This window comes from Promicromonospora sp. NPDC057138 (assembly GCF_042670845.1).
In the GTDB taxonomy this organism is placed as follows: domain Bacteria; phylum Actinomycetota; class Actinomycetes; order Actinomycetales; family Cellulomonadaceae; genus Promicromonospora.
Genome location: NZ_JBHUUX010000002.1, coordinates 47271 through 73096, shown reverse-complemented (window position 1 = coordinate 73096; position 25826 = coordinate 47271). Strand labels below are relative to the sequence as shown.

At 72.1% G+C, this 25826-nt stretch carries 15 protein-coding genes and 1 tRNA gene; 3 read left to right on the top strand and 13 right to left on the bottom strand.

Features of this window, described 5'->3' with window-relative positions; genetic code table 11:
* Positions 1 to 27: 27 nt before the first annotated feature.
* The 6 genes from ACFT2C_RS01975 to ACFT2C_RS01950 all read right to left on the bottom strand — a co-directional run bounded on the left by ACFT2C_RS01975 (position 28) and on the right by ACFT2C_RS01950 (position 10342).
* Entirely contained in the window at positions 28 to 2775 is a 2748-nt protein-coding gene (locus tag ACFT2C_RS01975; RefSeq protein WP_377205321.1) for a tetratricopeptide repeat protein, read from the bottom strand.
* 206 nt (positions 2776 to 2981) lie between these two features.
* Entirely contained in the window at positions 2982 to 4454 is a 1473-nt protein-coding gene (gene rpsA, locus ACFT2C_RS01970) for a 30S ribosomal protein S1 (RefSeq protein WP_377205320.1), read from the bottom strand.
* 225 nt (positions 4455 to 4679) lie between these two features.
* Positions 4680 to 6566: a dipeptide ABC transporter ATP-binding protein gene (locus ACFT2C_RS01965; protein ID WP_377205319.1), complete on the bottom strand. Its 1887-nt coding sequence runs from the start codon at positions 6564 to 6566 to the stop codon at positions 4680 to 4682.
* Positions 6563 to 7525, bottom strand: coding sequence for an ABC transporter permease (locus tag ACFT2C_RS01960; protein WP_377205318.1), 963 nt, complete (start codon positions 7523 to 7525; stop codon positions 6563 to 6565). Before ACFT2C_RS01960 ends, ACFT2C_RS01965 begins: the two co-directional genes overlap by 4 nt.
* Positions 7522 to 8529, bottom strand: a complete 1008-nt coding sequence (locus ACFT2C_RS01955; protein WP_377205317.1) for an ABC transporter permease — start codon at positions 8527 to 8529, stop codon at positions 7522 to 7524. Before ACFT2C_RS01955 ends, ACFT2C_RS01960 begins: the two co-directional genes overlap by 4 nt.
* Before the next feature lie 160 nt (positions 8530 to 8689).
* Complete coding sequence (locus ACFT2C_RS01950; RefSeq protein WP_377205316.1) at positions 8690 to 10342, bottom strand: ABC transporter substrate-binding protein; 1653 nt, start codon at positions 10340 to 10342, stop codon at positions 8690 to 8692.
* Positions 10343 to 10558: 216 nt separating this feature from the next.
* Between ACFT2C_RS01950 and ACFT2C_RS01945 the strand changes: the two genes are divergently transcribed.
* Positions 10559 to 11359: a class I SAM-dependent methyltransferase gene (locus tag ACFT2C_RS01945; RefSeq protein WP_377205315.1), complete on the top strand. Its 801-nt coding sequence runs from the start codon at positions 10559 to 10561 to the stop codon at positions 11357 to 11359.
* 75 nt (positions 11360 to 11434) lie between these two features.
* On the opposite strand, the gene polA is transcribed toward ACFT2C_RS01945, so the two are convergent.
* On the bottom strand, positions 11435 to 14173 hold the full coding sequence (gene polA, locus ACFT2C_RS01940) for a DNA polymerase I (protein WP_377205314.1): 2739 nt from the start codon (positions 14171 to 14173) through the stop codon (positions 11435 to 11437).
* Positions 14174 to 14264: 91 nt separating this feature from the next.
* Here polA and ACFT2C_RS01935 point away from each other — a divergent pair, with 91 nt between their 5' ends.
* The gene (locus ACFT2C_RS01935; protein ID WP_377205516.1) at positions 14265 to 14648 is read left to right on the top strand and encodes a PaaI family thioesterase; all 384 of its coding nucleotides are present in this window, start codon (positions 14265 to 14267) and stop codon (positions 14646 to 14648) included.
* Positions 14649 to 14720: 72 nt separating this feature from the next.
* On the opposite strand, the gene ACFT2C_RS01930 is transcribed toward ACFT2C_RS01935, so the two are convergent.
* Together ACFT2C_RS01930 and ACFT2C_RS01925 are read right to left on the bottom strand one after the other, a co-directional pair.
* A complete protein-coding gene (locus ACFT2C_RS01930; protein WP_377205313.1) occupies positions 14721 to 15377 on the bottom strand; it encodes a GNAT family N-acetyltransferase in 657 nt (218 codons plus the stop codon).
* Between the two features lie 126 nt (positions 15378 to 15503).
* The gene (locus ACFT2C_RS01925; RefSeq protein WP_233257301.1) at positions 15504 to 16112 is read right to left on the bottom strand and encodes an ANTAR domain-containing response regulator; all 609 of its coding nucleotides are present in this window, start codon (positions 16110 to 16112) and stop codon (positions 15504 to 15506) included.
* Between the two features lie 135 nt (positions 16113 to 16247).
* Here ACFT2C_RS01925 and ACFT2C_RS01920 point away from each other — a divergent pair.
* Positions 16248 to 16331, top strand: a tRNA-Leu gene (locus ACFT2C_RS01920).
* Positions 16332 to 16390: 59 nt separating this feature from the next.
* Here ACFT2C_RS01920 and ACFT2C_RS01915 read toward each other — a convergent pair.
* The 4 genes from ACFT2C_RS01915 to gltB form a co-directional block, all read right to left on the bottom strand.
* Positions 16391 to 18103: a RyR domain-containing protein gene (locus ACFT2C_RS01915; protein ID WP_377205312.1), complete on the bottom strand. Its 1713-nt coding sequence runs from the start codon at positions 18101 to 18103 to the stop codon at positions 16391 to 16393.
* Positions 18104 to 18267: 164 nt separating this feature from the next.
* Positions 18268 to 19704, bottom strand: a complete 1437-nt coding sequence (pyk, locus tag ACFT2C_RS01910) for a pyruvate kinase (protein WP_377205311.1) — start codon at positions 19702 to 19704, stop codon at positions 18268 to 18270.
* Positions 19705 to 19775: 71 nt separating this feature from the next.
* The gene (locus tag ACFT2C_RS01905; RefSeq protein ID WP_377205310.1) at positions 19776 to 21254 is read right to left on the bottom strand and encodes a glutamate synthase subunit beta; all 1479 of its coding nucleotides are present in this window, start codon (positions 21252 to 21254) and stop codon (positions 19776 to 19778) included.
* The gene (gene gltB / locus ACFT2C_RS01900) at positions 21247 to 25818 is read right to left on the bottom strand and encodes a glutamate synthase large subunit (protein ID WP_377205309.1); all 4572 of its coding nucleotides are present in this window, start codon (positions 25816 to 25818) and stop codon (positions 21247 to 21249) included. The genes ACFT2C_RS01905 and gltB overlap by 8 nt, the downstream gene beginning before the upstream one ends.
* Positions 25819 to 25826: the final 8 nt, after the last annotated feature.

Sequence of the window (25826 nt, the reverse complement as noted above, 5' to 3'; positions counted from 1 at the left end):
AACGATCGCGCCCGCAACCAAGAAGGGCTAGCGCGGCGGCGGCGGGTTGCGGATGGCCGCGTCGATGCGGGCGAGCACGGCGCGGGACCGCTCCAGCTCGGACCGGTAGCGCTCCGGCAGGTCGGCGGCGAGCCGGCGGCGCATCTCCACGGCCTCCCGCGCGTGCCCGAGCGCCGCGACGTTGTCGCCGACGGCGCTCAGCGCGCTGGCCAGGTTGGACAGCGCGAGCGCGAGGTCCGGCCGGTGCTTGTCCGGGTTCTCCAGGACGAGCTGGCGCCGCATCGTCACGGCCTCCCGCATGGGCGGCAGCGCGTCGGCGGCCCGGTCCAGGTCGAGCAGGGTGGCGCCCAGGTTGGCGAGCGCCTCGGCGAGGCCGGCGCGGTACTTCTCCGGCTGCTCGCGGACGAGCCGGCGGAGCATGTCGACGGCCTCCTGCGTGGGCCGCAGCGCCTCGTCGAACCGGCCCAGGTCCGCGTAGCGCACGCCCAGGTTGGACAGCGACTGCGCGAGGTACTTCAGCGACCGGGCGTTCCCGCTCGCGAGCCCCCTGCGGATGCCCACCGCCTCTTCCTCCAGCAGCACCGCCTCGTCGTACCTGCCGCGCCGGGCGAGCGTGACCCCGAGGTTGGACAGCGAGTGCGCGAGGTAGTGCAGGTACCGGTCGGGGTGCTCGCGGGCGAGGTCGCGGCGCATCTCCAGCGCCTCCCGCTCCAGCCGGAGCGACTCGTCGGCGCGGCCGATCGTCGAGTACAGGGCGCCGAGCGCGGACAGCGCGCCGGCGAGGTCGGGCCAGGTGCCCCGCTCGTTCTCCTTGGCGAGCCCGCGCTGGATCTCCAGCGCCTCGACGAGCACGACGCCCGCCTCCTCGTACCGGCCGAGGGCCTCCAGCGTGGTCCCGAGCTGGCCGAGCGACCATGCCAGCTCCCCGAGGTGTTCCGGGCGGGCGGCGGCCAGCCGGCGCCGGATCGCCACGGCCTCGGCGTTCGCGGGCAGCGCGTCCTCGGGCCGCCCGCTCTCCGTGAGGGCCTCGAAGTTGCCCAGCACCGCGGCGACCCGCGGCTCGTACTGGATGGGGTCGCCCTCGGCGAGGCGCCGGTAGAGGTCGAGCGACGCGCGCTGCGCCGCCTCGATCTCGCCGGCCCGGCCGAGCTCGGTGTAGGACACCCCGGCGTTCTGCAGAGCGCGCGCGTGCTCGGCGTCAGCCCAGGGCGCGTCCCCGGGCGGGAACCGGCGGCACATCGCGATGACCTCCTCCTGGACGGCGAGGGCGGCGCCGTGCCGGCCGATCGCCCAGTACCCCATCCCGAGGTTGTTCAGCGCCGTGCACAGCGGCGGGCGGTACCGGTTCTCGTCGTGCCAGGCCAGGCCGCGCCACAGCCCCACCGCCTCCTGCAGCAGCGCCACGGCGGCGTCCGGCTCGCCCTCGGCGACCAGCACCGTGCCGAGGTCGCTCAGCGCCTCGGCCCGCTCCGCGTCGCCGCCGGCCGTGCGCGCCAGCTCCGCCACCCGGTGCGTGAGGCGGTCCAGCACGGGTACGGCCAGCGGCCCCGACGACCGCGGCAGCCGGCGCGTCACGCGCATCAGGCCGGGCAGGTCCTCGGGCTTCCCGGACGGCAGGGCGGACGCCGCCGCCTCGATCAGCTCGCCGGTCACGTCCCGCTGCGCGGCGGGCCGGTCCAGGCCCATCGCCGTGGCGAACCCCAGCACCGCGAACGCCTGCTCCGGGTCCAGGTCATGGGTGCATGCGGCGGTCAGCTTCTCCGACGACGCCAGGACCCGCGACACGAGCAGCTCGGCCAGGCGAGGGACCGGGAGCAGGTGGGCGCGGACCCAGTCGACGGCGTCCGCCGTCCGGCCGTCCGCCGGTTCCGCGCCCGCGCGCCGCAGCGCGGCACGCAGGCCGTCGTCGGTGGTGTCCCCCAGCAGCGTCGCCACGGCGAGGGCGGCCTCGGCGGTCCCGCCAGCTCCGCCCATGAGTCCCGCCTCGGCTGCCGTGGCAGCCCAGGCGGCCCGCTCGTGGTCGAGCACGACGTCGAGCGCGGCACCCGGGTCGACGACGTCGCCGCCGTCGAGCACCGTCGCCAGCGCGGTCGCGTGCAGGTCGAGGACCCGCACGTGCGCGTCCGGCCTCGGCTCGAAGCGCACGTGGGGCACCGGGCGGCCCAGCGCCCGCGCGAACCGGGCGACCGCGGCCTCCAGGAGCCCGCGCTCGTCGTCCGGGCGTTCGACCTCCAGGCCGAGCGCGGGGTCGAACGCGACGCTCAGCGTCCGGTCGAGCGCCGGGTCCAGCGCCATCTGGGTGACCGACGGCGTCCGCCCGGCCCACAGCTCGCTCGTCCACCGCTCCCGCCGCCACCACTGGCCGCCGGTGCGGGCCAGGCACAGGACGCGCAGCCGACCGCGCCGCGGCGTCTCGCCGATGGCGTCGAACATGGCGGGCAGGCCGGGCCGGGACCCGGCGTCGTCCACGACGAGCAGCACCCGCCGCGCGTCGGCGACGCTGCCCACCACCGCCACCTCCTGGCCGGGCGGCACGTGGACCACCGTCCACCCGGTGCGCCGCAGCCGCCGGCCCAGCTCGAGCGCCAGGCGCGTCTTGCCCACGCCACCGAGCCCGCACAGCAGGCGCAGAGCCACGGGCTCCCGCGAGCGCGCCCACGACCGCAGGTCCGCGAGCTCCCGTCCGCGACCCATGAACTGCACGATCCCGTGCTCGGGAACGAGGAGAGCTGCCGGGCTCGCGCCCCACGCCTCGTCGGGTCCGGGTCGGGTCATGGGGAGTCATCAAACAGCACCGTGGCCGTCCTGACCAGTGCACCTGTGATACCGGCCGGGGCCGCCGCGAGCGGCGTCGTCCCAGGTCAGGACGTCGGCTGCGAACATCACCCGGGCCACGCGCCACAGTCTGAAAAAAACACAGCCCGAAAATGACGGAGGCCCGCCGCCCCCGGAAGGGGCGACGGGCCGTCAGTCAGCTCGGGTCAGTTACCCGTGAGCTTCTCGCGGAGCGCGGCGAGCGCCTCGTCCGAGGCCAGCGTGCCGACCTCCTCGACCGGAGCCGAGGAGTAGGTGGCGCTGCCACCGGCCGGAGCGGCGGCCGGGGCGTCCGTCGTCGCCTCGGTGTCCGCGGTGAGCGCCTCGGCGACCTGCTTGCGGTGCGCGGTCCAGCGCTCGTGCGCCTTGGCGTACTCCGCCTCCCACGCCTCGCGCTGGGTCTCGAAGCCCTCGAGCCACTCGTTGGTCTCCGGGTCGAAGCCGTCCGGGTACTTGTAGTTCCCGGCCTCGTCGTACTCGGCGGCCATGCCGTACAGCGCGGGGTCGAAGTCCTCGGACTCCGGGTCCACACCCTCGTTGGCCTGCTTGAGCGACAGCGAGATGCGGCGGCGCTCCAGGTCGATGTCGATGACCTTGACGAACACCTCGGCACCGACGGTGACGACCTGCTCCGGCAGCTCGACGTGGCGCACGGCCAGCTCCGAGATGTGGACCAGGCCCTCGATGCCGTCCTCGACGCGCACGAACGCACCGAACGGAACGAGCTTGGTGACCTTACCCGGCACGACCTGACCGATGGCGTGCGTACGGGCGAAGGTCTGCCACGGGTCCTCCTGCGTCGCCTTCAGCGACAGGGAGACGCGCTCGCGGTCGAAGTCGACGTCGAGCACCTCGACCGTGACCTCCTGGCCGACCTCGACGACCTCGGACGGGTGGTCGATGTGCTTCCAGGACAGCTCGGAGACGTGCACCAGACCGTCGACGCCGCCGAGGTCCACGAACGCACCGAAGTTGACGATCGAGGAGACGACACCCGGGCGCACCTGGCCCTTCTGCAGCGTCTGCAGGAAGGTGGAGCGAACCTCGGACTGCGTCTGCTCGAGCCAGGCACGGCGCGAGAGCACGACGTTGTTCCGGTTCTTGTCGAGCTCGATGATCTTGGCCTCGATCTCCTTGCCGACGTACGGCTGGAGGTCGCGGACACGACGCATCTCCACGAGGGAGGCGGGGAGGAAGCCGCGCAGGCCGATGTCGAGGATGAGGCCGCCCTTGACGACCTCGATGACGGTGCCGGTGACGACGCCGTCCTCTTCCTTGATCTTCTCGATCGTGCCCCAGGCGCGCTCGTACTGTGCGCGCTTCTTGGACAGGATCAGCCGGCCTTCCTTGTCCTCCTTCTGGAGGACCAGGGCCTCGACGGCGTCGCCGACGGCGACAACCTCGCCAGGGTCGACGTCGTGCTTGATCGAGAGCTCCCGGGACGGGATCACACCCTCGGTCTTGTAGCCGATGTCGAGAAGGACCTCGTCGCGGTCCACCTTGACGATCGTGCCTTCGACGATGTCACCATCGTTGAAGTACTTGATGGTGGCGTCGATGGCAGCAAGGAAGTCCTCCTCGGTGCCGATGTCGTTGACGGCAACCTGGGGTGCGGACTTCGCAGGGGTGGAGATGGTCATTGAGTTCGATGCTCCGATGCGGACATGGCGTAGTACGGACAGGGTCTGTGTGAGCTCTGTCGAGCTCTGGTTGTGAGATGCCGGTGTCGCCAGAGGGCGCACGGCACCGCCAGTCATCCTAGTGTCGCCGCAGCGCCCGGGTCAACGCGAGCCGGGGTGGCATAGGCCCCAGGAAGCTGGGTGCTGGACGGTGCCGCCGGGCGGTGCCCGGCCGGGTGCGGAGGTTCAGAGCGCGAGCTCCAGATCCTTGCCCGGGATGGCGTCGAGCAGGGCCCGCGTGTAGTCGGTGGCCGGCGAGTCGAAGACCGAGTCGACGGTCCCCTCCTCGACCACGCGGCCCTCCTGCATCACCAGCACGCGGTCCGCGATCTGCCGCACGACGGCGAGGTCGTGCGTGATGAAGAGGTAGGTGAGCCCCAGCTCCTCCTGCAGACGGGCGAGCAGCTGCAGGATCTGCGCCTGCACGACGACGTCGAGCGCCGAGACCGCCTCGTCGCACACCACGAGCTCGGGCGACAGCGCGAGGGCACGCGCGATCGCCACCCGCTGGCGCTGGCCGCCGGACAGCTCGGAGGGGAACCGTTGCAGCAGGCCCTTGCTGAGCGCCACCTGGTCGGCGAGCTCCTCCACGCGGGCCCGCCGGGCCGCGGCGTCGCCGTAGGAGTGCGCGCGCAGCGGCTCTTCGATCGCGCGGTACACCGAGTAGAGCGGGTCGAGCGACGAGTACGGGTCCTGGAACACGGGCTGCACCCGGCGCCGGTAGGCGATCTGGTCCCGGTGGCTGCCAGCGCCCACCAGTCCGCCGTCGAACGTGATCGAGCCGCTGGTGGGCTTCTCGATGTCGAGGATCATCCGGGCCAGGGTCGACTTGCCCGAGCCCGACTCGCCCACCACCGCGACCGTGGAGCCGCGCGGGATGTCCAGGCTCACGCCGTCGACGGCGGTGAAGTCCGTGGCGCGGGAGAACAGTCCGTTGCCGCGGATGGAGAAGACCTTGCTCACGTCCTTGACGGACACCAGGTTCGCCGAGCCCGCCGAAGTAGAGCGCTTGTCCGCCTGTGCGGACGGTGCGCCGTCCGCGGGCTCGGACAAGCGCTCTACTTCGGCGGAAGAGGGGGCCAGCAGTGCCTCCTCCAGCACGTCCTCGAGGCCGCGCTCGCGCGCGATCTCGATGCGCCGCGAGGCGAGCGACGGCGCCGCCGCCATGAGGCGCTTGGTGTACTCGTGCTGCGGCGCGGTGAGCACCTGCCGGGCCGGTCCCTGCTCGACGATGTCGCCGCGGTACATGACCACGACGATGTCGGCGCGCTCCGCCGCCAGCCCGAGGTCGTGCGTGATGAGCAGCACCGCGGTGCCGAGGTCCTCGGTCAGCGCGGAGAGCTGGTCGAGGATCCCGCGCTGCACGGTCACGTCGAGGGCCGACGTCGGCTCGTCCGCCACCAGCAGCGCCGGGCGGCCCGACAGGCCCATGGCGATCAGCGCGCGCTGGCGCATGCCGCCGGAGAACTCGTGCGGGTACTGGGAGGCGCGCTGCCGGGCGTCGGGCAGGCCCACCTCGTCGAGCAGCTCGACGGTGCGGGCGCGCGCGTCCCGGCGGGTCCGCAGGCCGTTGTCGATCAGGGCCCCGTCGATCTGCCGGCCGATCTGCATGATCGGGTCGAGGTTGGTCATCGGGTCCTGCGGCACAAGGCCCAGCTCGGTGCCGCGCAGCTGCGCCATCCGCTGCGAGGAGACCTTGCCGAGGTCCTCGTCCTTGAACCAGATGTGGCCCTCGGCCACCGAGCCGTTGCTGGCCAGCAGGCCCAGCACCGCCATGGCCAGGGTCGTCTTGCCGGAGCCGGACTCCCCCACGATCGCGACGGTCTGGCCGCGCCGGACCGTCAGGTTCGCGTTCGAGACGGCCCGCGCGGCACCGCCCTCGGTACGGAAGTCGACGGACAGGTCCTCGACGCGCAGCACGACGTCGCCGGCAGTCGGGGTGGTGGCGGGCGCGTCGGCGACCGTCGGGTCGGCGGCGGTCAGGTCGGCGGACGTCGCGGCGGCGGACGTCGCGGCGGCGGCCGGCCCGGCCGGCGTCGGCTCTACGGGGTTCTTCTCAGCGGTGTCGCTCATCGTCGGGTCCTGTTCCGGGGGTCGAGGGCCTCGCGCAGGCTCTCGCCCACGAGGGTGAAGCCGAGCGCGGTCACGGCGATGCAGATACCCGGCAGGATCGCCAGGCGCGGCGCGACCGCCAGCTCCTGCTGCGCGGCCGTCAGCATGCGGCCCCACTCAGCGGTGGACGGCTCGCCGCCACCCAGGCCCAGGAAGGACAGCGCCGCGGCCTCGATCACGGCCGTGGCGAGGGTCAGGGTGGCCTGCACGATGACGGGGCCCACGCTGTTGGGCAGCACGTGGCTCATGGTCACCGACCGGCGCGTGAGGCCGAGAGCCGACGCCGCGAGCACGTAGTCCTGGCCCTTCTGCGCCAGCATCGACCCGCGCAGCAGCCGGGCGAAGATCGGGATCTGCACGACACCGATGGCGACGATGACCGCCAGCGAGGACTGGCCCGCGATCGCGGCGATCGACACGGCGAGGAGCAGCGACGGCACGGACAGCATGAGGTCGACGCCCCGCATGACGGCGAAGTCGGTGGCCTTGCCGAACCAGCCGGCGAGCAGGCCGAGCAGCAGGCCGCCCGCGAGGCCGAACAGCGTGGACAGGACGCCGACCAGCAGCGACGCCTGCGCACCCCAGATCAGCTTGCTCAGCACGTCGCCGCCGTAGCGGTCCAGGCCGAGCGGGTACTCGGCCGACGGGCCGGGGATCTCCGTGGGCCGGATCAGGTCGCGGCCCGGCAGCTCGGTCGGCCCGTACGGCGCCAGCACAGGGGCCAGCACGGCCACGAGCACGAAGACGCCGACGATCACGAAGCCGCTGATCGCCACGGGGTTCTTGCGCAAGGTGCGCCAGGCACGCGCCCAGACACCCTCGCCGCCGTGGTCGGCACCGCCCGGGCCATCGCCGTGGATGCTCGCGTGGAGCGGCGCGGCGGCCGCGCCGTCGGTCAGTGGAAGCTCGTTGGCACTCACTGCTGCCTCCTCAGCCGCGGGTCGATCAGCCCGTACGACACGTCGACGATCAGGTTCACGAGGGCATACACCACGGCGATCATCAGGATGAAGCCCTGCATCACGGGGTAGTCGGCGTTGAACACCGATTCGGCAAGGAAGCTGCCGATGCCGGCGAACGCGAAGACCGTCTCGGTCAGCACCGCGCCGCTGAGCAGCAGGCCGACCTGCAGGCCGATCGTGGTGATGACGGGGAGCATCGCGTTCTTCAGGATGTGGTCGCCGCGCAGCCGGGCCGGCTTGATGCCCTTGGCCCGTGCGGTGCGGACGTAGTCCGCGTTCTGCACCTCGGAGACCGCGGCGCGGGTCATCCGCGCCACGATCGCCAGCGGGATGGTACCCAGCGCGATGCCGGGCAGGATCAGGTGCATCAGCGCGTCCCACGACGCGTCCCACTCGCCGGTGAGCAGGCCGTCCAGGACGTAGAAGTTGGTCGGGTGCGTGGCGACCATCGTGGCGCTCTGCCGCCCCGTCGTCGGGAACCAGCCCAGCTCGACGGCGAACACGTACTTGAGGATGAACGCCAGGAAGAACACCGGCACGGTGACGCCGATGAGCGAGACCACCACCGCCGAGTGGTCGACGATGGAGCCGGACCTGCGGGCCGCGACGTAGCCGAGCGGGATGCCGATGCCGATCGCGAAGACCAGGGCGACGATGGTGAGCTCGATGGTCGCCGGGAACCGGGTGAGGAACTCGTCGAGCACCGGTCGGCCGCTCTGCAGGGAGACACCGAAGTCACCCTGCACGAGCCGGAGCAGGTACTTGCCGTACTGGACCGGAAGCGGCTGGTCGAGCCCGAGCTGGGCCTCGATCTCCGCGGCGGCCTCAGGGGTGTAGCGCTCACCGAGCATGGCCTGCACGGGCCCGCCCGGCAGAGCGCGCACCCAGCCGAACAGCAAGAGCGACAGCCCCAGCAAAAGGGGTATCAGGAGCAGCAGCCGCTGCACAATCAGTCTGAGCATCGTTCCTCGACAGACTTGCGAATCATCGGTCACGCGGGTGGGGGCTCGTGGCCCGTCCGGCGACTGGAGGACAGCGGTCGGGGCGCGGCAGGCGCCGCGCCCCGACCTGAGGTATTTCACCCTAGGGCGTTGAGAACCCTAGGCGGTTCGGGAGGGAACCTTACTCGCCTTCACCGAGGGTGATGACGTTGTACGTCTCGTCCTGCACCGGGGAGATCGGGTAGCCCTCGACCCCGGGTGCGACGACGAGCGACGGAACGGGGCTGGCCAGCGGGACGCCCGGCAGGGCCTCCATGATCACCTCGTTGGCGTTCTTGTAGGCGTCCTCCTGCCCCTCGAGCGGAGCATTGCGGGCGTCCTTGATCGCGCTGAACACCTTCGGGTCGTCGAAGCCCCACTCCAGCGACGGCGCACCGAAGAAGGTGCCGATGAAGTTGTAGGTGTCGTTGTAGTCACCGGTCCAGCCCAGCAGGTGCAGACCGTGCTTCTCGCCACCCTGGATGGTGTCGATGTAGGTCGGGCTCCACGGCTCGGGCGTCGCCTTCGTCGTGATGCCGACCTCCTCGAGGTCCGCGGAGATGGCCTCGTAGATCGCGGCGGGGTCCGGCATGTACGGGCGCGAGACCTCTGTCGGGTAGTTGAACTCGATCTCGAGGTTCTCCTGCCCGGCCTCCTTGAGGAGCTGCTTCGCCAGCTCCGGGTCGTAGTCGTAGGTCTCGACGTCGTCGCTGTAGCCCTTGACGATCTCCGGCACGAACTGCGTGGCCGGCTCCGTGCCCTCCGGCAGGGCGGCCTTGACCAGGCCCTCCTTGTCGATCGCGTGGGCGATCGCCTCGCGGACCCGGATGTCGTCCAGCGGCTTCTGCGCCTGGTTCATGCCCAGGTACAGGATGTTGAACGGGTCGCGGTCGAGAACCGTGTAGCCGGCCTCCTTGAGCGCGTCGACGTCGGCGGGCGCGACCAGGTCGTACCCGTCGATGTCACCGGCCTCGAGGGCCTGGCGGCGAGCCGTGCCGTCCGCGATCACCGTGAAGACGATGGTCTTGACGTCGCCGATCTCGCCCCAGTAGTTCTCGTTCGCGGTGAGCGTGACGCTCTCGCCGCTCTTCCACTCCTTGAACGAGTACGGGCCGGTGCCGACCGGGTGTTCCTTGCCGTACTCGGTCAGCTTGGGCGCGTCGGCGGTGCCCTTCACGTCGTCCGCCCCGAACTCCTCCAGCGCCTTGGGCGACTGCATGGAGAACGACGGCAGCGACAGCGCCGGGATCAGATCGGGGATCGGCTCCTTCAGCGTGACGACGGCGGTGGCGTCGTCGGACGCCTCGCAGGAGTCGTAGAGGCTGGCCTTACCGGGGCCGCCGAAGACCGCCTTGTAGTAGTACGAGAGGTTCTCGTGCGCGGCGAGGCCGGTCCAGTTGTGCCAGCGGTCGAGGTTGAAGCACACAGCATCGGCGTTGAAGTCCGTGTCGTCCTGGAACTTCACGCCCTCCTTGAGGTGGAACGTGTACTCCAGACCGTCGTCGCTGATGTCCCAGCTCTCGGCGAGCAGCGGAGCGGGGTCCGCGGTGCCCGGCTCGACGCCGACCAGACCCTCGAAGATCTGACGGGCGACCCGGAACGTCTCGCCGTCGCTGGCGAACGCGGGGTCGAGCGAGCTCGGCTCGGCGGATCCGGCGAACACGAACGTGCCGTTGCCGCCCTCGCCCTCGCCGCCGTCGGCGTCCCGCTCACTCGCGACACAACCGCTCAGAGCCACTGCGAGCGCAGTCACCAGGGTGACGCCGCCCGCAAGGCGCGTAGCGCGTCGACGCATGGCACTCTCCTTCCTCGAGCGCATCGGCGAGCCCGGGTTCGGGCACGACGACACGCAGACCGTTTGAGCCCGACCTTAGGAGCCCTTTCGTTGCTTCCGTATTTCTCCCAGCACTCGCAATCCAATCGTGACCCTTTTGTTACCGCTGCGTATGTGGTAGTTGTCCGGCGGTTCACACCGACGTGCCGACGGCAGTGAGACGGGGATGATGGCCCCGTGAGCAACGACGAGCCCGTGACCTTCGGTTACCGCGACGCGCCCGACGACGGCCGCGCCGCCCGGGGCTGGTGGGACGCCAACGCCGGCGAGTATCTCGACGAGCACCGCGACTTCCTCGGCGACGCCGGGTTCCGCTGGGGGCCCGAGGGCTTGACCGAGGCGGAGGCCGGCCTGCTGGGCGACGTCGCCGGGCGGGACGTGCTGGAGGTCGGCGCGGGTGCGGCGCACTGCTCCCGCTGGCTCGTCTCCCGCGGGGCGCGCGCGATCGCCACCGACTACTCGGCCGGCATGCTGGCGGGCGCCGTGCGGCTCGACGCCGCGACCGGCGTCGTCGTGCCGCGGGTCCAGGCCGACGCGCGGGCGCTGCCGTTCGCGGACCGCTCGTTCGACGTGGTCTTCACCTCGTTCGGCGCCGTGCCCTTCGTGCCCGACGCCGGGACGGTGCACCGCGAGGCCGCCCGCGTGCTGCGCCCGGGCGGCCGCTGGGTGTTCTCGGTGACCCACCCGCTGCGGTGGGCGTTCCCCGACGACCCGAGCCGGCGCGGCCTGACCGCGACCCGCTCGTACTTCGACCGCCGTCCGTACGTGGAGGCCGACGCCGCGGGCCGGGTCCTGTACGCGGAGTACCACCGCACCGTCGGCGACCACGTGCGCGACGTCGCGGGCGCCGGGCTGCGCCTGGTCGACCTCGTCGAGCCCGAGTGGCCGGAGTGGAACGACCAGGTCTGGGGCGGCTGGGGCCCGGAACGCGGCCGCTACCTCCCGGGCACGGCAATCTTCGTCACCGTCAAGGCCTGACCCGCTCGCTGAGTGCGGGCTATTTGTGGGTCAGCGCCTCCACATCTCACAAATAGCCAGCACTCAACGGAGGGGTTAGTGGCCCGCCTCGTGCCAGGTGGCGCCCGTGCCTACCGAGACGTCGAGCGGGACGTCGAGCGCGAACGCCGAGCCCATCTCGGCGCGCAGGACGTCCTCGGCGGCGGCCCGCTCCCCCGGCGCGACCTCGAGCACGAGCTCGTCGTGCACCTGCAGCAGCAGGCGCGAGCCGAGCCCGCGGGCGTCGAGCTCGTGCTGGACCTTGAGCATGGCGAGCTTGATGATGTCGGCGGCGCTGCCCTGGATGGGCGCGTTGAGCGCCATGCGCTCGGCCATCTGGCGGCGCTGCCGGTTGTCGCTCGTGAGGTCGGGCAGGTAGCGGCGCCGGCCGAGGATCGTGGCGGTGTAACCGGTGGCGCGCGCCTCCTCGACCACGCCGGAGAGGTACTCGCGCACGCCGCCGAACCGCTCGAAGTAGTCGTCCATGAGGGTCTGCGCCTCGCTGGTGGCGATGTTCAGCTGCTGCGAGAGGCCGAACGCGCTCAGGCCGTAGGCCAGGCCGTACGACATGGCCTTGATCTTCGACCGCATCTCGGGCGTCACGTCGGCCGGCGCCACCTCGAACACGCGCGAGCCCACGTACCGGTGCAGGTCCTCGCCCGAGTTGAACGCGGCGATCAGGCCCTCGTCGCCCGACAGGTGCGCCATGATCCGCATCTCGATCTGGCTGTAGTCGGCGGTCAGCAGCGACTCGTAGCCCTCACCGACCTGGAACGCCCTCCGGATCTGCCGGCCGGCCTCCGTGCGGATCGGGATGTTCTGCAGGTTGGGGTCGGTCGAGCTCAGGCGGCCGGTGGCGGCGATGGTCTGCTGGAACGTCGTGTGGATGCGCCCGTCGGGGGCCACGGACTTGAGCAGCCCTTCGACGGTGACCCGCAGGCGGGACACGTCGCGGTGTGCCAGCAGGTGCGCGAGGAACGGGTGCTCCGTCTTGACGAACAGGTCCTGCAGGCTCGCCGCGTCGGTGGTGTACCCGGTCTTGATCTTCTTGGTCTTGGGCATGCCCAGCTGGTCGAACAGGACCTCCTGCAGCTGCTTGGGGCTGCCGAGGTTCACCTCGCGGTCGATCACGGCGTACGCGTCCGCTGCGGCGTCGGCGACGCCCTGGGCGAACTGCTTCTCCAGGCCCGTCAGGTACTCGGTGTCCGCGGCGATGCCGATGCGCTCCATCCGCGCCAGCACGCCCGACAGGGGCAGCTCGACGTCGTCCAGCAGGTGCCTGGCGTCGCGGTCGGCGAGCTCGCCCGCCAGGGCCGTCGCCAGCTCGGCGACGCCGTGGGCGCGCACCGCCTCCGCCTGCCCCTCGGTCTCGCCCTCGAGCGAGAGGTCCAGGGCGCCCTGCGCGCCGTCGGGCTCCGCGACCTTGAGCTCCCGGCCGATGTGCCGCACCGCGAGGTCGCCCAGGTCGTATCCGCGCTGGTCCGGATAGCACAGGTAGGCCGCGAGCTCGGTGTCGAACGTGACGCCCTCGAGGTCCATGCCACGTGCGGCGAGCATGTGGGCTGCGGCCTTCGCGCCGTGCAGGATCTTGGCCGCGCCCGGGTCGGCGAGCCACGTCGCGAGCGCCTTCTCGTCGTCGGGACCGAGCTGCGTGAGGTCGAGGTAGGCGGCCTCGCCGCCGGGCTCCGCCACGGCCACGGCCCAGGCGTCCCCTCCGCCGGGGACGGCCTTGCCTGCCACCTCCACGCCCACGTGCGCCGTGCGGGCGGCGAGCCAGGCGCCGAGGGCGCCCGGGGCGACGTCGGCCAGGTCGAGCTCGACGTCGGCGCCCGCCGGGCTCTCCTCGTCCGCCGCGCCGGCCGGGTCCACGGCGAGCAGGCGGTCGCGGAGCTGGCCGAACTGCAGGGTGTCCGAGACGAGGTGCACGGCCTCGCGGTCGAAGCCCTCCAGCGCGAGGTCGGCCACGCCGATCGGCAGCTCGATGTCGGTCAGGAGCGCGTTGAGCTCGCGGTTGACCCGCACCTGGTCAAGGTGCGCGCGCAGGTTCTCGCCGGCCTTGCCCTTGATCTCGTCGGCGGCGTCCAGCAGGGCGGCGAGGCCGCCGTGCGCGGTGATCCACTTGGCGGCGGTCTTGGGCCCGACGCCGGGCACGCCCGGCAGGTTGTCGCTGGTCTCGCCCACGAGCGCCGCGAGGTCGGGGTAGCGCTCCGGCGGCACGCCGTACTTCTCCTCGACGGCGGACGGGTCCATGCGGGCCAGCTCGGACACGCCCTTCTTCGGGTAGAGCACGGTCACGTCGCCGTTCACGAGCTGCAGCGTGTCGCGGTCGCCCGAGCAGACCAGCACCTCCATGCCCGCGGCCTTGGCCTGCACGGCCAGGGTCGCGAGGATGTCGTCGGCCTCGATGCCGGCGAGCTCGACCGAGGAGACGTGCAGCGCGTCGAGCACCTCCTTGATGAGCGGGACCTGCCCCTTGAACGCGTCCGGCGTGGCGTCCCGCGTGCCCTTGTACGCGGGAAACCGCTCGGTACGGAAGGTGACGCGGCCGGCGTCGAACGCCACGCCCAGGTGCGTCGGCTGCTCGTCCCGCAGCAGGTTCGTCAGCATCGACGTGAAGCCGTAGACGGCATTGGTGATCTGGCCTGAACTGGTCGCGAGGGTGTCGGGCAGCGCGTAGAACGCCCGATAAGCCATGGAATGGCCATCGATCAGCAGGAGACGGGGGCGGCCTGAGGAAGGCTTGCCCGGAGTACGGCTTGGCGCAGTGGAGGTCACGCCTGACAACATAGCCCGCATGACTGACACGAGCGCTTCCGCGACGCCCCCCGGGGCCGGCACCGGGGCAGACAACCCGGCCGGTATCGAGCCCGGCATCGACTGGCGGGCCATGTACGGCGACGCCGACACCACAGGCACCCTCTTCGAGCGCATGGAGATGGAGCTGCTGGAGGTCGCGCCGGACCGCGCCGTGGGACGCATGCCGGTGAAGGGCAACACGCAGCCCACGGGTCTGCTGCACGGCGGCGCCTCGGTGGTGCTCGCCGAGACGCTCGGCTCCCTCGCCGCACAGGCGCACGCGGGGCCCGACAAGAAGACCGTCGGCATCGAGGTCAGCGCCACGCACCACCGCAGCGCCCGCGAGGGTTACGTGACGGGTACTGCGACGGCGATCCACCTGGGCCGAACGACGGCGTCCTACGAGATAGCGATCACCGACGACGCCGGCAAGCGGATCTGCACGGCACGCCTGACCTGCATGATTCTCGGCTGACGCTGGCCTGAGGCCGGCCTGAAGGGAGGGCCTGAAGGGAGGGCCTGAAGGGCCGGCCCGAACGCCTGAGCCTCAGCCGGCCTTCGCGGGACGGCGGCGTGACGGCGCGCCGCCGCCCACCGGGCGCATGTCGATGGGCCCGGACTCCATGACGGACCGGGCGCGCCGGCGTCGGGCGATCAGGTCCTCGATGCCGGCGCGGCCGAACTTGCGGTGGTGCGGGTGCGCAGCGTCGCGCGGCGCGCCCTCGGCCGCGAGGAGGCGGCGCTGCAGCGCGGCGACGGAGGCCACGCGGTGCCCGGCCGCCGGGGCGAACCCGAGCCGGGCGAGGAAGCGCTGCACCCCGCGGTTGCCGGGCACCGGCGCGGAGTAGATGTCGTCGCACTCGTGCACGGCCGCGAGGTCGGTGGCCGCGCGGAGCAGCGCGTGCCCGACGCCGTGGCGGCGCGCCCGCGGCGCGACGAACACCATGTCGAGATACAGGCTCGCGCGGTGCGCGAAGAGGTAGGCCGCGACGACCCGGCCGAGCACGACGCCGACGACCCGCCCGTCCTGTTCCGCGACCAGCACGTGCCCGCCCGCCGCGAGCAGCACGCTGAGGTGCTCCAGCAGGCGGTCGGTGTGCTGGGCTGCGAGCTGGATCCCCGTGGGTGAGTCGTCGCGGGCCTCGACGGCGAGCGCGGCAACGGCAGGCAGGTCGGCCTCGCGCGCAGGGCGTATCTCGAGCACGCTCATCTCCTCCCGGGGATCTGGGTCCGGACGTCAGGTGCGGCCGACCGCAGAGACACTAGTCCTGGCCCGTCCAGCACAAAACTCGCAAACCCGGATTTCACCCGCTCTAGGGCAGAGTGCGGGTCAGGCGCCGACCTGCTCGATGACGGCGTCGGCGACCTCGCGCATGGTGAGGCGGCGGTCCATCGACGTCTTCTGGATCCAGCGGAACGACTCGGGCTCCGACAGGCCCATCTTGGTCATCAGGAGGCCCTTGGCACGGTCCACGCGCTTGCGGGTCTCGAAGCGTTCGGTGAGGTCAGCGACCTCGGCCTCCAGCGCGCCGATCTGCGAGTAGCGCGAGATCGCGATCTCCACGGCGGGCAGCAGGTCGGCCGGGGTGAAGGGCTTCACCACGTACGCCATGGCACCCGCATCGCGGGCCCGCTCCACGAGCTCGGTCTGGGAGAACGCCGTGAGCAGCACCACAGGGGCGGCGTGGGCCTTGCCGATGCGCTCGGCGGCCGAGATGCCGTCCAGCTCGGGCATCTTGACGTCCATCACCACGACGTCGGGCTTCAGCTCGATGGCCAGGTTGACGGCGGTCTCGCCGTCGCCGGCCTCGCCCACCACGTCGAACCCGGCCTCGCGCAGGGTCTCCACCACGTCCATGCGGATGAGGGCCTCGTCCTCGGCCACGACGGCGCGGCGCGAGGGGTTGGCGGGAGCGGCCTCCGGCTCGGCATCGATCATCGGGGGCAGATCCAGGGAAAGCTTCTCGGTGTTCTCGTCGGTCACGGGGTACATCCTACGTCCCGCATACTCAGGGTTGGGGCCTGGACCAGGGGTGTGGTTCGATGTCTGCTGCACGACGCTGCGAAGCGGCGAGCCGGGTTGGCGGAACAGGCAGACGCGGCGCTCTCAAAAAGCGCTGTCCGAAAGGACATGTGGGTTCGAGTCCCACACCCGGCACACGAGGTGGACGCCCGCCGCAGTACGCGGACGGCGAACACTCCCGGCCCGCATCACGTCTACGTCGCCGCGCCGCTGCGCTCGACCGGCCCGCTGTCGCCCAGGCTCTCGTCGCCGACCGGGCTCTCGTCGAACCGCACGACCTCCAGCCCGAACTCCGCGAGGATCTCGGGCAGCAGGCGCACCACGTCGCGGTCCTTGTCCCGGTTCGCCTCGGGCAGCTCCGCCCACGGCACGCCGATCATCGGGTGCACCTTCGCGGCGTCGTCCCGCACGGGCCCGCTGCGCCAGCCCTGCGCCACCCGCACGGACTCCCACAGGTCGTGCTCCGCCTCGGCGAGCTTGTCCAGCTCGGCGCCCTCGAACACGACCTCGGGCGCTCCGTCGCGCGGCGCGATCGTCGCGCCCATCCGCGCCAGCCGCGCCGGCAGCCCGACGACCCAGCCCCGGTTGGACGCCCGCAGGTCCTCGGGGAGGTCCTCCCAGCGCACCATCGCCGGGACCTCGCCCCAGCCGACGCCGCGCTCGCGCTGGTTGCGCAGGTACACGTGGTGCACGGCCCGCGCGATCCGCTCGTACATGTCGGCGTGGGCGCGGGCGTCCGCGCGCTCGACGTCGGCGAGCAGGTCGCGCATGGTCACGGTCCGCAGGCGGCCGTCCAGGTTGTCGAGCACGCGCGAGGCCTCCGTGCCGAAGGCGCCCGTGAGCCCCGCCAGGCCGTCGAGCAGGAGCACCAGCGACCCGGGGCCGCCGTGCCACAGCCTCGTGGCCGTGAGGGCTACCCGCAGCGACGTGCCCTCGTCCGCGTGGCAGACGTAGACGACGTCGGGCGCCCCGAGGCCGCCCGCGCCGAGCGCGGGCACCGCCCGCAGGTCGATCTTCTCGGCGACCGGCGACCACCGGGCCCGCAGCGCGTCGGCGACCCGCTCGGCGTCGTCGGCCACGAGGTCAACCGCCAGCCGCACGCTGTCCCCGGCGAGCTCCCACTCGCGGGCCAGGCCCACCACGAGGGCCTTGGCGAACTCGCCCGACCCCACCACCGCGACCCGGGTCAGCGGGGCGGGCCCGCCCGGGGCGTCCACCATGCGCCGCACCTCGCGCACCGCGAGCGCCTGCGCCGCGATCACGTCCAGCGTGAAGAAGTCGACGCCCGGCTCGGCGCAGCTCAGGTGCCGCGCCTGGAGCGCCACCCCGAGATCGGGGTCGCTGACGTGGGCGTACAGCCGCTCGGGCCCCTGGCCGGCCTGGCGTACGGCGTGCTCCGCCTCGGCCACGGTCAGCACGTTGGCCGTCGCGTCGGTGCTGTCGTCGCCGCACGCGTACAGGACGGTCGCGCCGGTCACGCCGACGTCGTGCAGGCCGGCGGCGTCCGGCGTGCGCAGGACCCGGTGGCCCGCGGCGACGAGCGCGGCCGCGACCGTGTCGGCGGCGTCGGTCTGCCCGACGACGACGGCGTGCCCCCGCGCGCGCCGGTCCCGCAGCCGCCTGATCTCCCCGGTGAACAGCGCGCGGGCCGCCTCGAACAGCGCGTAGACGGCGGTGCCGGGCGCGAGGAACCGGGCCACCTGGAGCTGCCAGGAGAGCTCGCCTCCCCCGCTGGCCGGGTCGGCGCCCATCACGAAGAGCTGGAGGTCGTGGTAGACGACGTCGTACCAGGTGCGGCCGGGCAGGTCGCTGGTGTCGAGCGCGAGGCCCCACCAGCCGAGCCCGAGCGAGACCCCGACGAGGGCGGCGAAGCCGAGCCGGGTCCAGGGGAAGGAGGTGCGGGACACGAGAAGGAACAATAGCGACATCTCCCCCGGGCGGCGGCCACCGGCCGCGCCGCCCGACACCACCCGGCGCGGCCCGGCACTCCCCGGGCACGAGAAGGCCCGGACTCCCGTACGGGGGGTCCGGGCCTGTTCGGTACGGCCGGGCTACCGGCCGCCGACCGCGATCAGTTCGCGCCGCGGCCGTCGACGTGCGACCCGATGCGGTGCACCAGGATGGAGTTCGTCGTGCCGGGAACGCCGACCGGCGCGCCCGAGACGACCACGACCAGGTCGCCCTTCTCGGCGAGGCCCTGGTCCTGCAGGGTCCGGTCCACCTGGTCGACCATCGCGTCGACGTTGTCGACCTTCGGCACCAGGTACTCGGTGGTGCCCCAGGTCAGGGCGAGCGTGTTGGCGACGTCCTGCTCCGGGGTGAAGGCGAGCAGCGGGATGGACGAGCGCAGGCGAGACATCCGCCGGGCGGAGTCACCGGACTGCGTGAACGTCACGAGGTACTTGACCCCGAGCGTCTCGCCGATCTCGGCGGCGGCACGCGTGATGGCGCCACCGCGGGTGTGCGGCGTGGAGCCTAGCGGCGCGATGCGCTCCCGGCCCGCCTCCTCGGTCGCCTCGATGATCCGGGCCATGGTCTCGACCGTGAGGATCGGGTAGTCGCCCACCGAGGTCTCACCGGAGAGCATCACGGCGTCGGCGCCGTCGAGCACGGCGTTGGCGCAGTCGGACGCCTCGGCGCGGGTCGGCGTGGGCGACGTCGTCATCGACTCGAGCACCTGCGTGGCGACGATCACCGGCTTGGCGTTGCGCCGCGCCATCTCGACGATGCGCTTCTGCACGAGCGGGACCTGCTCCAGCGGCATCTCCACGGCGAGGTCGCCGCGCGCCACCATGACGCCGTCGAACGCCGCGATGACCTCGCTGAGGTTCTCCACCGCCTGCGGCTTCTCGATCTTGGCGATGACGGGGACGGTGCGGCCCTCCTCCTCCATCACGCGGCGGACGTCCTCGTAGTCCTTGGCGGACCGCACGAACGACAGCGCGATGAAGTCGGCACCCAGGTTGAGCGCCCACCGCAGGTCGGCCTCGTCCTTGTCGGACAGGGCCGGCACGGACACGGCGACGCCGGGCAGGTTGATGCCCTTGTTGTTCGAGACCGGGCCGGGAACCTCGACCTCGGTCACGACGCGCGGCCCGTCGACGGCGGTGACGCGCACGCGCACCTTGCCGTCGTCGATCAGCAGCGGGTCGCCGACCTTGGCGTCCTGGTTCAGGCCCTTGTGGGTGGTCGACACGATCTCCCGCGAACCGAGGATGTCCTCGGTCGTGATGGTGAACGTGTCGCCCTTGTTCAGGAAGTGCTTCTCGTCACCCGCGAACCGGCCGAGCCGGATCTTGGGGCCCTGCAGGTCGACCAGGATGGCGACCGACTTCCCGGCCGCCTTCGCGGCCGCTCGCACGTTGCGGTAGACGGCCGCATGCGCCTCCTGCTCGCCGTGGCTGCGGTTGATCCGCGCCACGTTCATACCGGCGTCTACGAGCTCCCGAAGTTTCTCGGGACTCTCTGTGGCGGGTCCGATGGTGCACACGATCTTGGCTCTGCGCATGTCTCCAGCCTAGGCATGGAGGGCGCCGTGGCGCCCTGTGGGGGTGTACAACTCCCGGACGGGTTCTCCGGTCACGCCCGCAGAGCGAACGTGCGCGGACGCACCGGGGCGGGCAGCTCGGTGCTGCCCTGGAGGTAGGTGTCGGCCGCGGCAGCCGCGGCGCGGCCTTCCGCGATGGCCCACACGATGAGGGACTGGCCGCGGCCGGCGTCGCCGGCGACGAACACGCCCGGCAGGCTTGCAGCGTAGTCCTCGCCGCGGGCGACCAGGCCACGCTCGGTGACCTCGATGCCCGTCTGCTCCTCCAGCACCGCGGTCTCGGGGCCGGTGAAGCCCATGGCCACGAGCACGAGGTCGGCGGGGATCTCGTGCTCCGTGCCCGGCGTAGGCGCACGGCGGCCGTCCGGGAGGTAGGCGGTCTCGGCGACCTTGAGGGCGCGGACGTTGCCGTCGGCGTCCGGCAGGAACTCCACCGTCGAGGCCAGGTAGGTGCGCTCGCCGCCCTCCTCGTGCGAGGTCGAGACCTCGAACAGGATCGGGTCGGTCGGCCAGGGCTGGTTCGCCGCGCGCTCGAGCGGCGGCTTCTTGCCGATCGCGAGCGTGGTGACGCTCGCGGCGCCCTGCCGCAGCGCGGTGCCGAGGCAGTCCGAGCCGGTGTCGCCGCCGCCGATGATCACGACGTGCTTGCCGGCGGCCGACGGCGCGCCCTCGGGCAGGACGTCCGGGGTACCTGCGCCCACCGCCTGGTTCTCGGGGGTCAGGTAGTCCATGGCGAAGTGGATGCCGGCCAGGTCCCGCCCGGGCAGGGGCAGGTCGCGCGGCATCGTCGCGCCCGTGGCGACCACGACGGCGTCGAACCGGCGGCGCAGGGCGTCCCAGCTGATGTCCTCGCCGATCGTGATGCCCGGGCGGAAGCGCGTGCCCTCGGCCTCCATCTGCGCCAGGCGGCGGTCGATGTGGTGCTTCTCCAGCTTGAAGTCGGGGATGCCGTAGCGCAGGAGGCCGCCGATGGCGTCGTCCCGCTCGTAGACGACGACGGTGTGGCCGGCTCGCGTGAGCTGCTGCGCGGCGGCGAGCCCGGCCGGGCCCGAGCCGACGACGGCGACCGTGGAGCCCGTGAGCCGCTCCGGCACGTGCGGGGTGACCAGGCCGCGGGCGAACGCCTCGTCGATGATCGACACCTCGACGTTCTTGATCGTCACCGACGGCTGGTTGATGCTCAGCACACAGGACGACTCGCACGGCGCGGGGCACACCCGGCCCGTGAACTCCGGGAAGTTGTTCGTGGCGTGCAGGCGGTCGATCGCGTCGGCCCACTGGCCGCGCCACACCAGGTCGTTCCAGTCCGGGATCAGGTTGCCCAGCGGGCAGCCCTGGTGGCAGAACGGCACGCCGCAGTCCATGCAGCGGCCGGCCTGCTCCTTGAGGAACGGCTGGCCCTCCGCGCGGTGCGCGTGGGTGTCCTTCCAGTCGCGCAGCCGGACCTCGACGGGCCGGTTCGGCGGGAGCTCCCGCTCCCGGACCTTCAGAAATCCTCGGGGGTCAGCCACGTGCCACCTCCATGATCTGGTTCCACACGGACGGGTCCCACTGGGTCTTGCCCGAGATGTCGGTGCCGTCGGCCTCGGCCTCGGCGAGGGCCAGGCGCACGCGCGCCCAGCCGGGAGGCAGCAGCCGGCTGAACCGGCCCCGCGCGGCGGCGGGGTCGGCGAGCAGCTCGGCGGCGATGGTCGAGCCGGTCTCGGCCAGGTGCCGCTCCAGGAGGTCGCGCACGTTCTCCCAGTCGGCGTCGTCCAGGACGCCGACGGCGAGCTCGCCCGCCTCCAGCGCCGCCTGGTTGACCCGCGAGACCCGCAGGTCCAGGAAGTACGCGGTGCCGCCGGACATGCCCGCGCCGACGTTGCGGCCCGTGGGGCCGAGCACCAGCACGGTACCGCCCGTCATGTACTCGCAGGCGTGGTCGCCCACGCCCTCCGCGACGAGGGTGGCGCCGGAGTTGCGCACGCCGAACCGCTCCCCCACGCGACCGCGCAGGTAGACCTCGCCGGACGTGGCGCCGTAGCCGATGACGTTGCCCGCGATGACGTTGGCGCCGTCGAGCACCGACGCCTTGTCCGGGCGGACCGCGATGCGGCCGCCCGACAGGCCCTTGCCGACGTAGTCGTTGGCGTCGCCGAACAGGCGCAGCGTGACGCCGCGGGGCAGGAACGCGCCGAGCGACTGGCCGGCGGACCCGGTCAGGGTCACGTCGATCGTGTCGTCGGGCAGGCCCTCGCCGCGGTACCGCTTGGTCACCTCGTGGCCGAGCATCGTGCCGACCGTGCGGTTCACGTTCCGCACGGGCAGCTCGATCCGGACCGGCTCGGCGCGCTCCAGCGCCGGCGCGGCCGCCGCGATGAGCTGGTTGTCCAGCGCCCTGGCCAGGCCGTGGTCCTGCTTGGTGGTGTGCCGCAGCGAGGAGCCCTCCTTGAGCTGCGGCTGCGCCAGCACCGGGGTCAGGTCGAGCCCCTGCGCCTTCCAGTGGTCGACGGCCTTGCGGGTGTCGAGCACCTGCACCTGGCCCACGGCCTCCTCGAGGCTCCGGAAGCCGAGCGCCGCGAGGTGCTCCCGAACCTCCTGGGCGATGAACTCGAAGAAGTTCACGACGAACTCCGGCTTGCCGGTGAACCGGCTGCGCAGCTCCGGGTTCTGCGTGGCGACGCCGACCGGGCACGTGTCCAGGTGGCACACGCGCATCATGATGCAGCCCGAGACCACCATCGGCGCCGTCGCGAAGCCGAACTCCTCGGCCCCGAGCAGCGCCGCGACGATCACGTCGCGGCCCGTCTTCATCTGGCCGTCCACCTGCACGACGATGCGGTCGCGCAGGTCGTTGAGCACCAGCGTCTGCTGGGTCTCGGCCAGGCCGATCTCCCAGGGCGTGCCGGCGTGCTTGAGCGAGGTGAGCGGCGAGGCGCCCGTGCCGCCGTCGTGCCCGGAGATCAGGACGACGTCGGCGTGCGCCTTGGACACGCCCGTCGCCACCGTGCCGACGCCGAACTCGCTGACCAGCTTCACGTGCACGCGCGCCTGCGGGTTGGCGTTCTTCGCGTCGTGGATGAGCTGGGCCAGGTCCTCGATCGAGTAGATGTCGTGGTGCGGCGGCGGGGAGATGAGCCCCACGCCCGGCGTCGAGTGCCGGGTCTTCGCGACCCACGGGTACACCTTGTTCCCGGGCAGCTGCCCGCCCTCGCCGGGCTTGGCGCCCTGGGCGAGCTTGAGCTGGATGTCGGTGGCCTGCGTCAGGTATTCCGACGTCACGCCGAACCGGCCCGACGCGATCTGCTTGACCCGCGAGTTGCGCTCGGCGTCGTACAGGCGCTCCGGGTCCTCGCCGCCCTCGCCCGTGTTGGAGCGACCGCCGAGGCGGTTCATCGCGATCGCGAGGGTCTCGTGCGCCTCGGCCGAGATCGAGCCGTACGACATGGCGCCCGTGTTGAACAGCTTGACGATCTCGCTGACGGGCTGGACCTCGTCGATCGGCACCGGCTCGCGGTCGGGGCTGAAGCGCAGCAGGCCGCGCAGCGTCATGAGGCGGTTCGACTGCTCGTCCACGCGCCGCGTGTACTGCCGGAAGATGTCCATCCGGCCGGACCGGGTGGCGTGCTGCAGCCGGAACACCGTCTCGGGGTCGAACAGGTGGTCCTCGCCGTCGCGCCGCCACTGGTACTCACCACCGGTGGTGAGGCGCTCGCCCGGCTTCTTGTTGCCCGACGGCGGGTACGCCTCCGCGTGCCGCGCCGCGACCTCGGCCGCGATGACGTCCAGCCCGATGCCGCCGAGCCGCGAGGTGGTGCCGGTGAAGTAGTCCTCGACCAAGTCCTGGGACAGGCCGATGGCCTCGAAGATCTGCGCGCCGCGGTAGGACATGATCGTGGAGATGCCCATCTTGGACATCACCTTGAGCACGCCCTTGCCGAGCGCCTTGATCAGGTTGGCGACCGCCTTCTCGGGCGTGACCGCCAGGTACCCGCGGCGGGCGAGGTCCTCGACGGTCTCCATGGCGAGGTACGGGTTGATCGCGGCCGCGCCGTAGCCGATGAGCAGCGCGACGTGGTGCACCTCGCGCACGTCGCCCGCCTCGACCACCAGCGACACCCGGTTACGGGTGTGCTTGCGCACCAGGTGGTGGTGCACGGCGCTGGTCAGCAGCAGCGAAGGGATCGGCGCCAGCTCGGAGTTGGCGTCGCGGTCCGAGAGCACGAGGAAGCTCGCGCCCTCCTCGACGTACCGGTCGACGTCGGCGAAGATCGCCTCCAGGCGGGACAGCAGCGCGGCGCCGCCGCCGGACACCTCGTAGAGGCCGTGGATCGTCTCGGCCTGGAACACGCCCTCGAGCTCGCGGTCGCGCTCGACGTGCACGATCTTGGCGAGCTGGTCGTTGTCCAGGACCGGGAAGCCGAGCACAAGCTTGCGCGCGTGCTCCGGCAGGTCGGCGAGCAGGTTCGGCTCCGGCCCGATGGCGCTGCCGATCGCCGTGACGAGCTCCTCGCGGATCGCGTCCAGCGGCGGGTTGGTGACCTGCGCGAACATCTGCGTGAAGTAGTCGAACAGCAGCCGGGGGCGCTGCGAGAGCACCGCGACGGGCGTGTCGGAGCCCATGGCGCCGAGCGGCTCGCCGCCGGTGGTCGCCATCGGCGACAGGATGATCTTGAGCTCTTCCTCGGTGTACCCGAAGGCCCGCTGACGACGGCGGACCGACGCCGGGCTGTGCGCCACGTGCTCGCGGTCCGGCAGCTCGTCGAGGTGGACCGAGTGCTCGCGGATCCAGTCCCCGTACGGGTGCATGGCCGCGAGGCCGGACTTGATCTCCTCGTCCCCGACGATCCGGCCGGAGCCCGTGTCGACGAGGAACATCTTGCCGGGCTCCAGGCGGCCCTTGCGGACCACGGTGGCCGGGTCGAGGTCGAGCACGCCGGCCTCGGAGGCCAGCACGACCAGGCCGTCCTCGGTGACCCACCAGCGCCCGGGGCGCAGGCCGTTGCGGTCCAGCACTGCGCCGATCAGGGTGCCGTCGGTGAACGTGAGGGAGGCGGGGCCGTCCCACGGCTCGATGAGGTTCGCGTTGAACTCGTAGAACGAGCGCAGCGCGGGGTCCATGCCCGGGTTGTTCTCCCAGGCCTCCGGAACCATCATCAGCACCGAGTGGGGCAGGGACCGGCCGCTGAGGTGCAGCAGCTCCAGCACCTCGTCGAAGCTCGCCGAGTCGCTCGCGCCGGGCGAGCACACGGGCTGGAGCGCCTTCAGGTCGCCGAGCAGGTCGGACTCCATGGTGCCCTCGCGCGCCGCCACCCAGTTGCGGTTGCCGCGCACGGTGTTGATCTCGCCGTTGTGGGCCAGCAGCCGGAACGGCTGGGCCAGCGGCCACGACGGGAACGTGTTGGTGGAGAACCGCGAGTGGACCAGCGCCAGCTCCGTGGCGTACCGCGGGTCGGACAGGTCCGGGAAGAACGGCTCGAGCTGCGCGGTGGTCAGCATGCCCTTGTAGGTCAGGGTGCGGGCGCTGAGCGAGGCGAAGTACAGGCCCACCTCGTTCTCGGCACGCTTGCGCAGGCGGTAGCAGCGGCGGTCCAGGTCGATCCCGGACAGGCTCCGCGAGGGGTCGGCCACGACGATCTGCCGGAACACCGGCATGGACGCGCGCGCCGTCGGGCCCACGATCCCGGCGTCCACCGGGACGTCGCGCCAGGCCAGCACGTCGAGCTTCTCCTCGGCGGCCAGCGCCTCCACGCGGCGCTCGACGGCGTCCCGCTGGGCGTCGTCGGTGGGCAGGAACGCCGTACCGATCGCGTACATCCCGGCGGGCGGCAGGTCGACGCCCACCACGTCGCGGATGAACGCGTCGGGGATCTGGGTCAGGATCCCGGCACCGTCGCCGCTGTCCTCCTCCGCCCCCACCGCGCCGCGGTGGTCGAGGTTCAGCAGGGCGGTCAGTCCGGCATCGACGATGTCGCGCCCGGGCGTGCCACGCAGGGTCGCCACGAAGGCGACGCCGCACGCATCGTGCTCGGCCGCCGGGTCGTACAGGCCCTGTGCGGGCATCCCCACCTGTTGTGTCGGCAACGGCTTGGTCATGGGTCCTC

Bases quoted from the DNA above. Each gene is read 5' to 3' on its own strand.
- ACFT2C_RS01925 (WP_233257301.1), bottom strand. From the start codon at position 16,112: ATGATCGATGCCGAGCCGGAGGCCGCTCCCGCCAACCCCTCGCGCCGC.
- ACFT2C_RS01950 (WP_377205316.1), bottom strand. From the start codon at position 10,342: ATGCGTCGACGCGCTACGCGCCTTGCGGGCGGCGTCACCCTGGTGACT.
- rpsA (WP_377205320.1), bottom strand. From the start codon at position 4,454: ATGACCATCTCCACCCCTGCGAAGTCCGCACCCCAGGTTGCCGTCAAC.
- ACFT2C_RS01955 (WP_377205317.1), bottom strand. From the start codon at position 8,529: ATGCTCAGACTGATTGTGCAGCGGCTGCTGCTCCTGATACCCCTTTTG.
- ACFT2C_RS01965 (WP_377205319.1), bottom strand. From the start codon at position 6,566: ATGAGCGACACCGCTGAGAAGAACCCCGTAGAGCCGACGCCGGCCGGG.
- gltB (WP_377205309.1), bottom strand. From the start codon at position 25,818: ATGACCAAGCCGTTGCCGACACAACAGGTGGGGATGCCCGCACAGGGC.
- polA (WP_377205314.1), bottom strand. From the start codon at position 14,173: ATGCGGGCTATGTTGTCAGGCGTGACCTCCACTGCGCCAAGCCGTACT.
- ACFT2C_RS01975 (WP_377205321.1), bottom strand. From the start codon at position 2,775: ATGACCCGACCCGGACCCGACGAGGCGTGGGGCGCGAGCCCGGCAGCT.
- pyk (WP_377205311.1), bottom strand. From the start codon at position 19,704: ATGCGCAGAGCCAAGATCGTGTGCACCATCGGACCCGCCACAGAGAGT.
- ACFT2C_RS01935 (WP_377205516.1), top strand. From the start codon at position 14,265: ATGTACGGCGACGCCGACACCACAGGCACCCTCTTCGAGCGCATGGAG.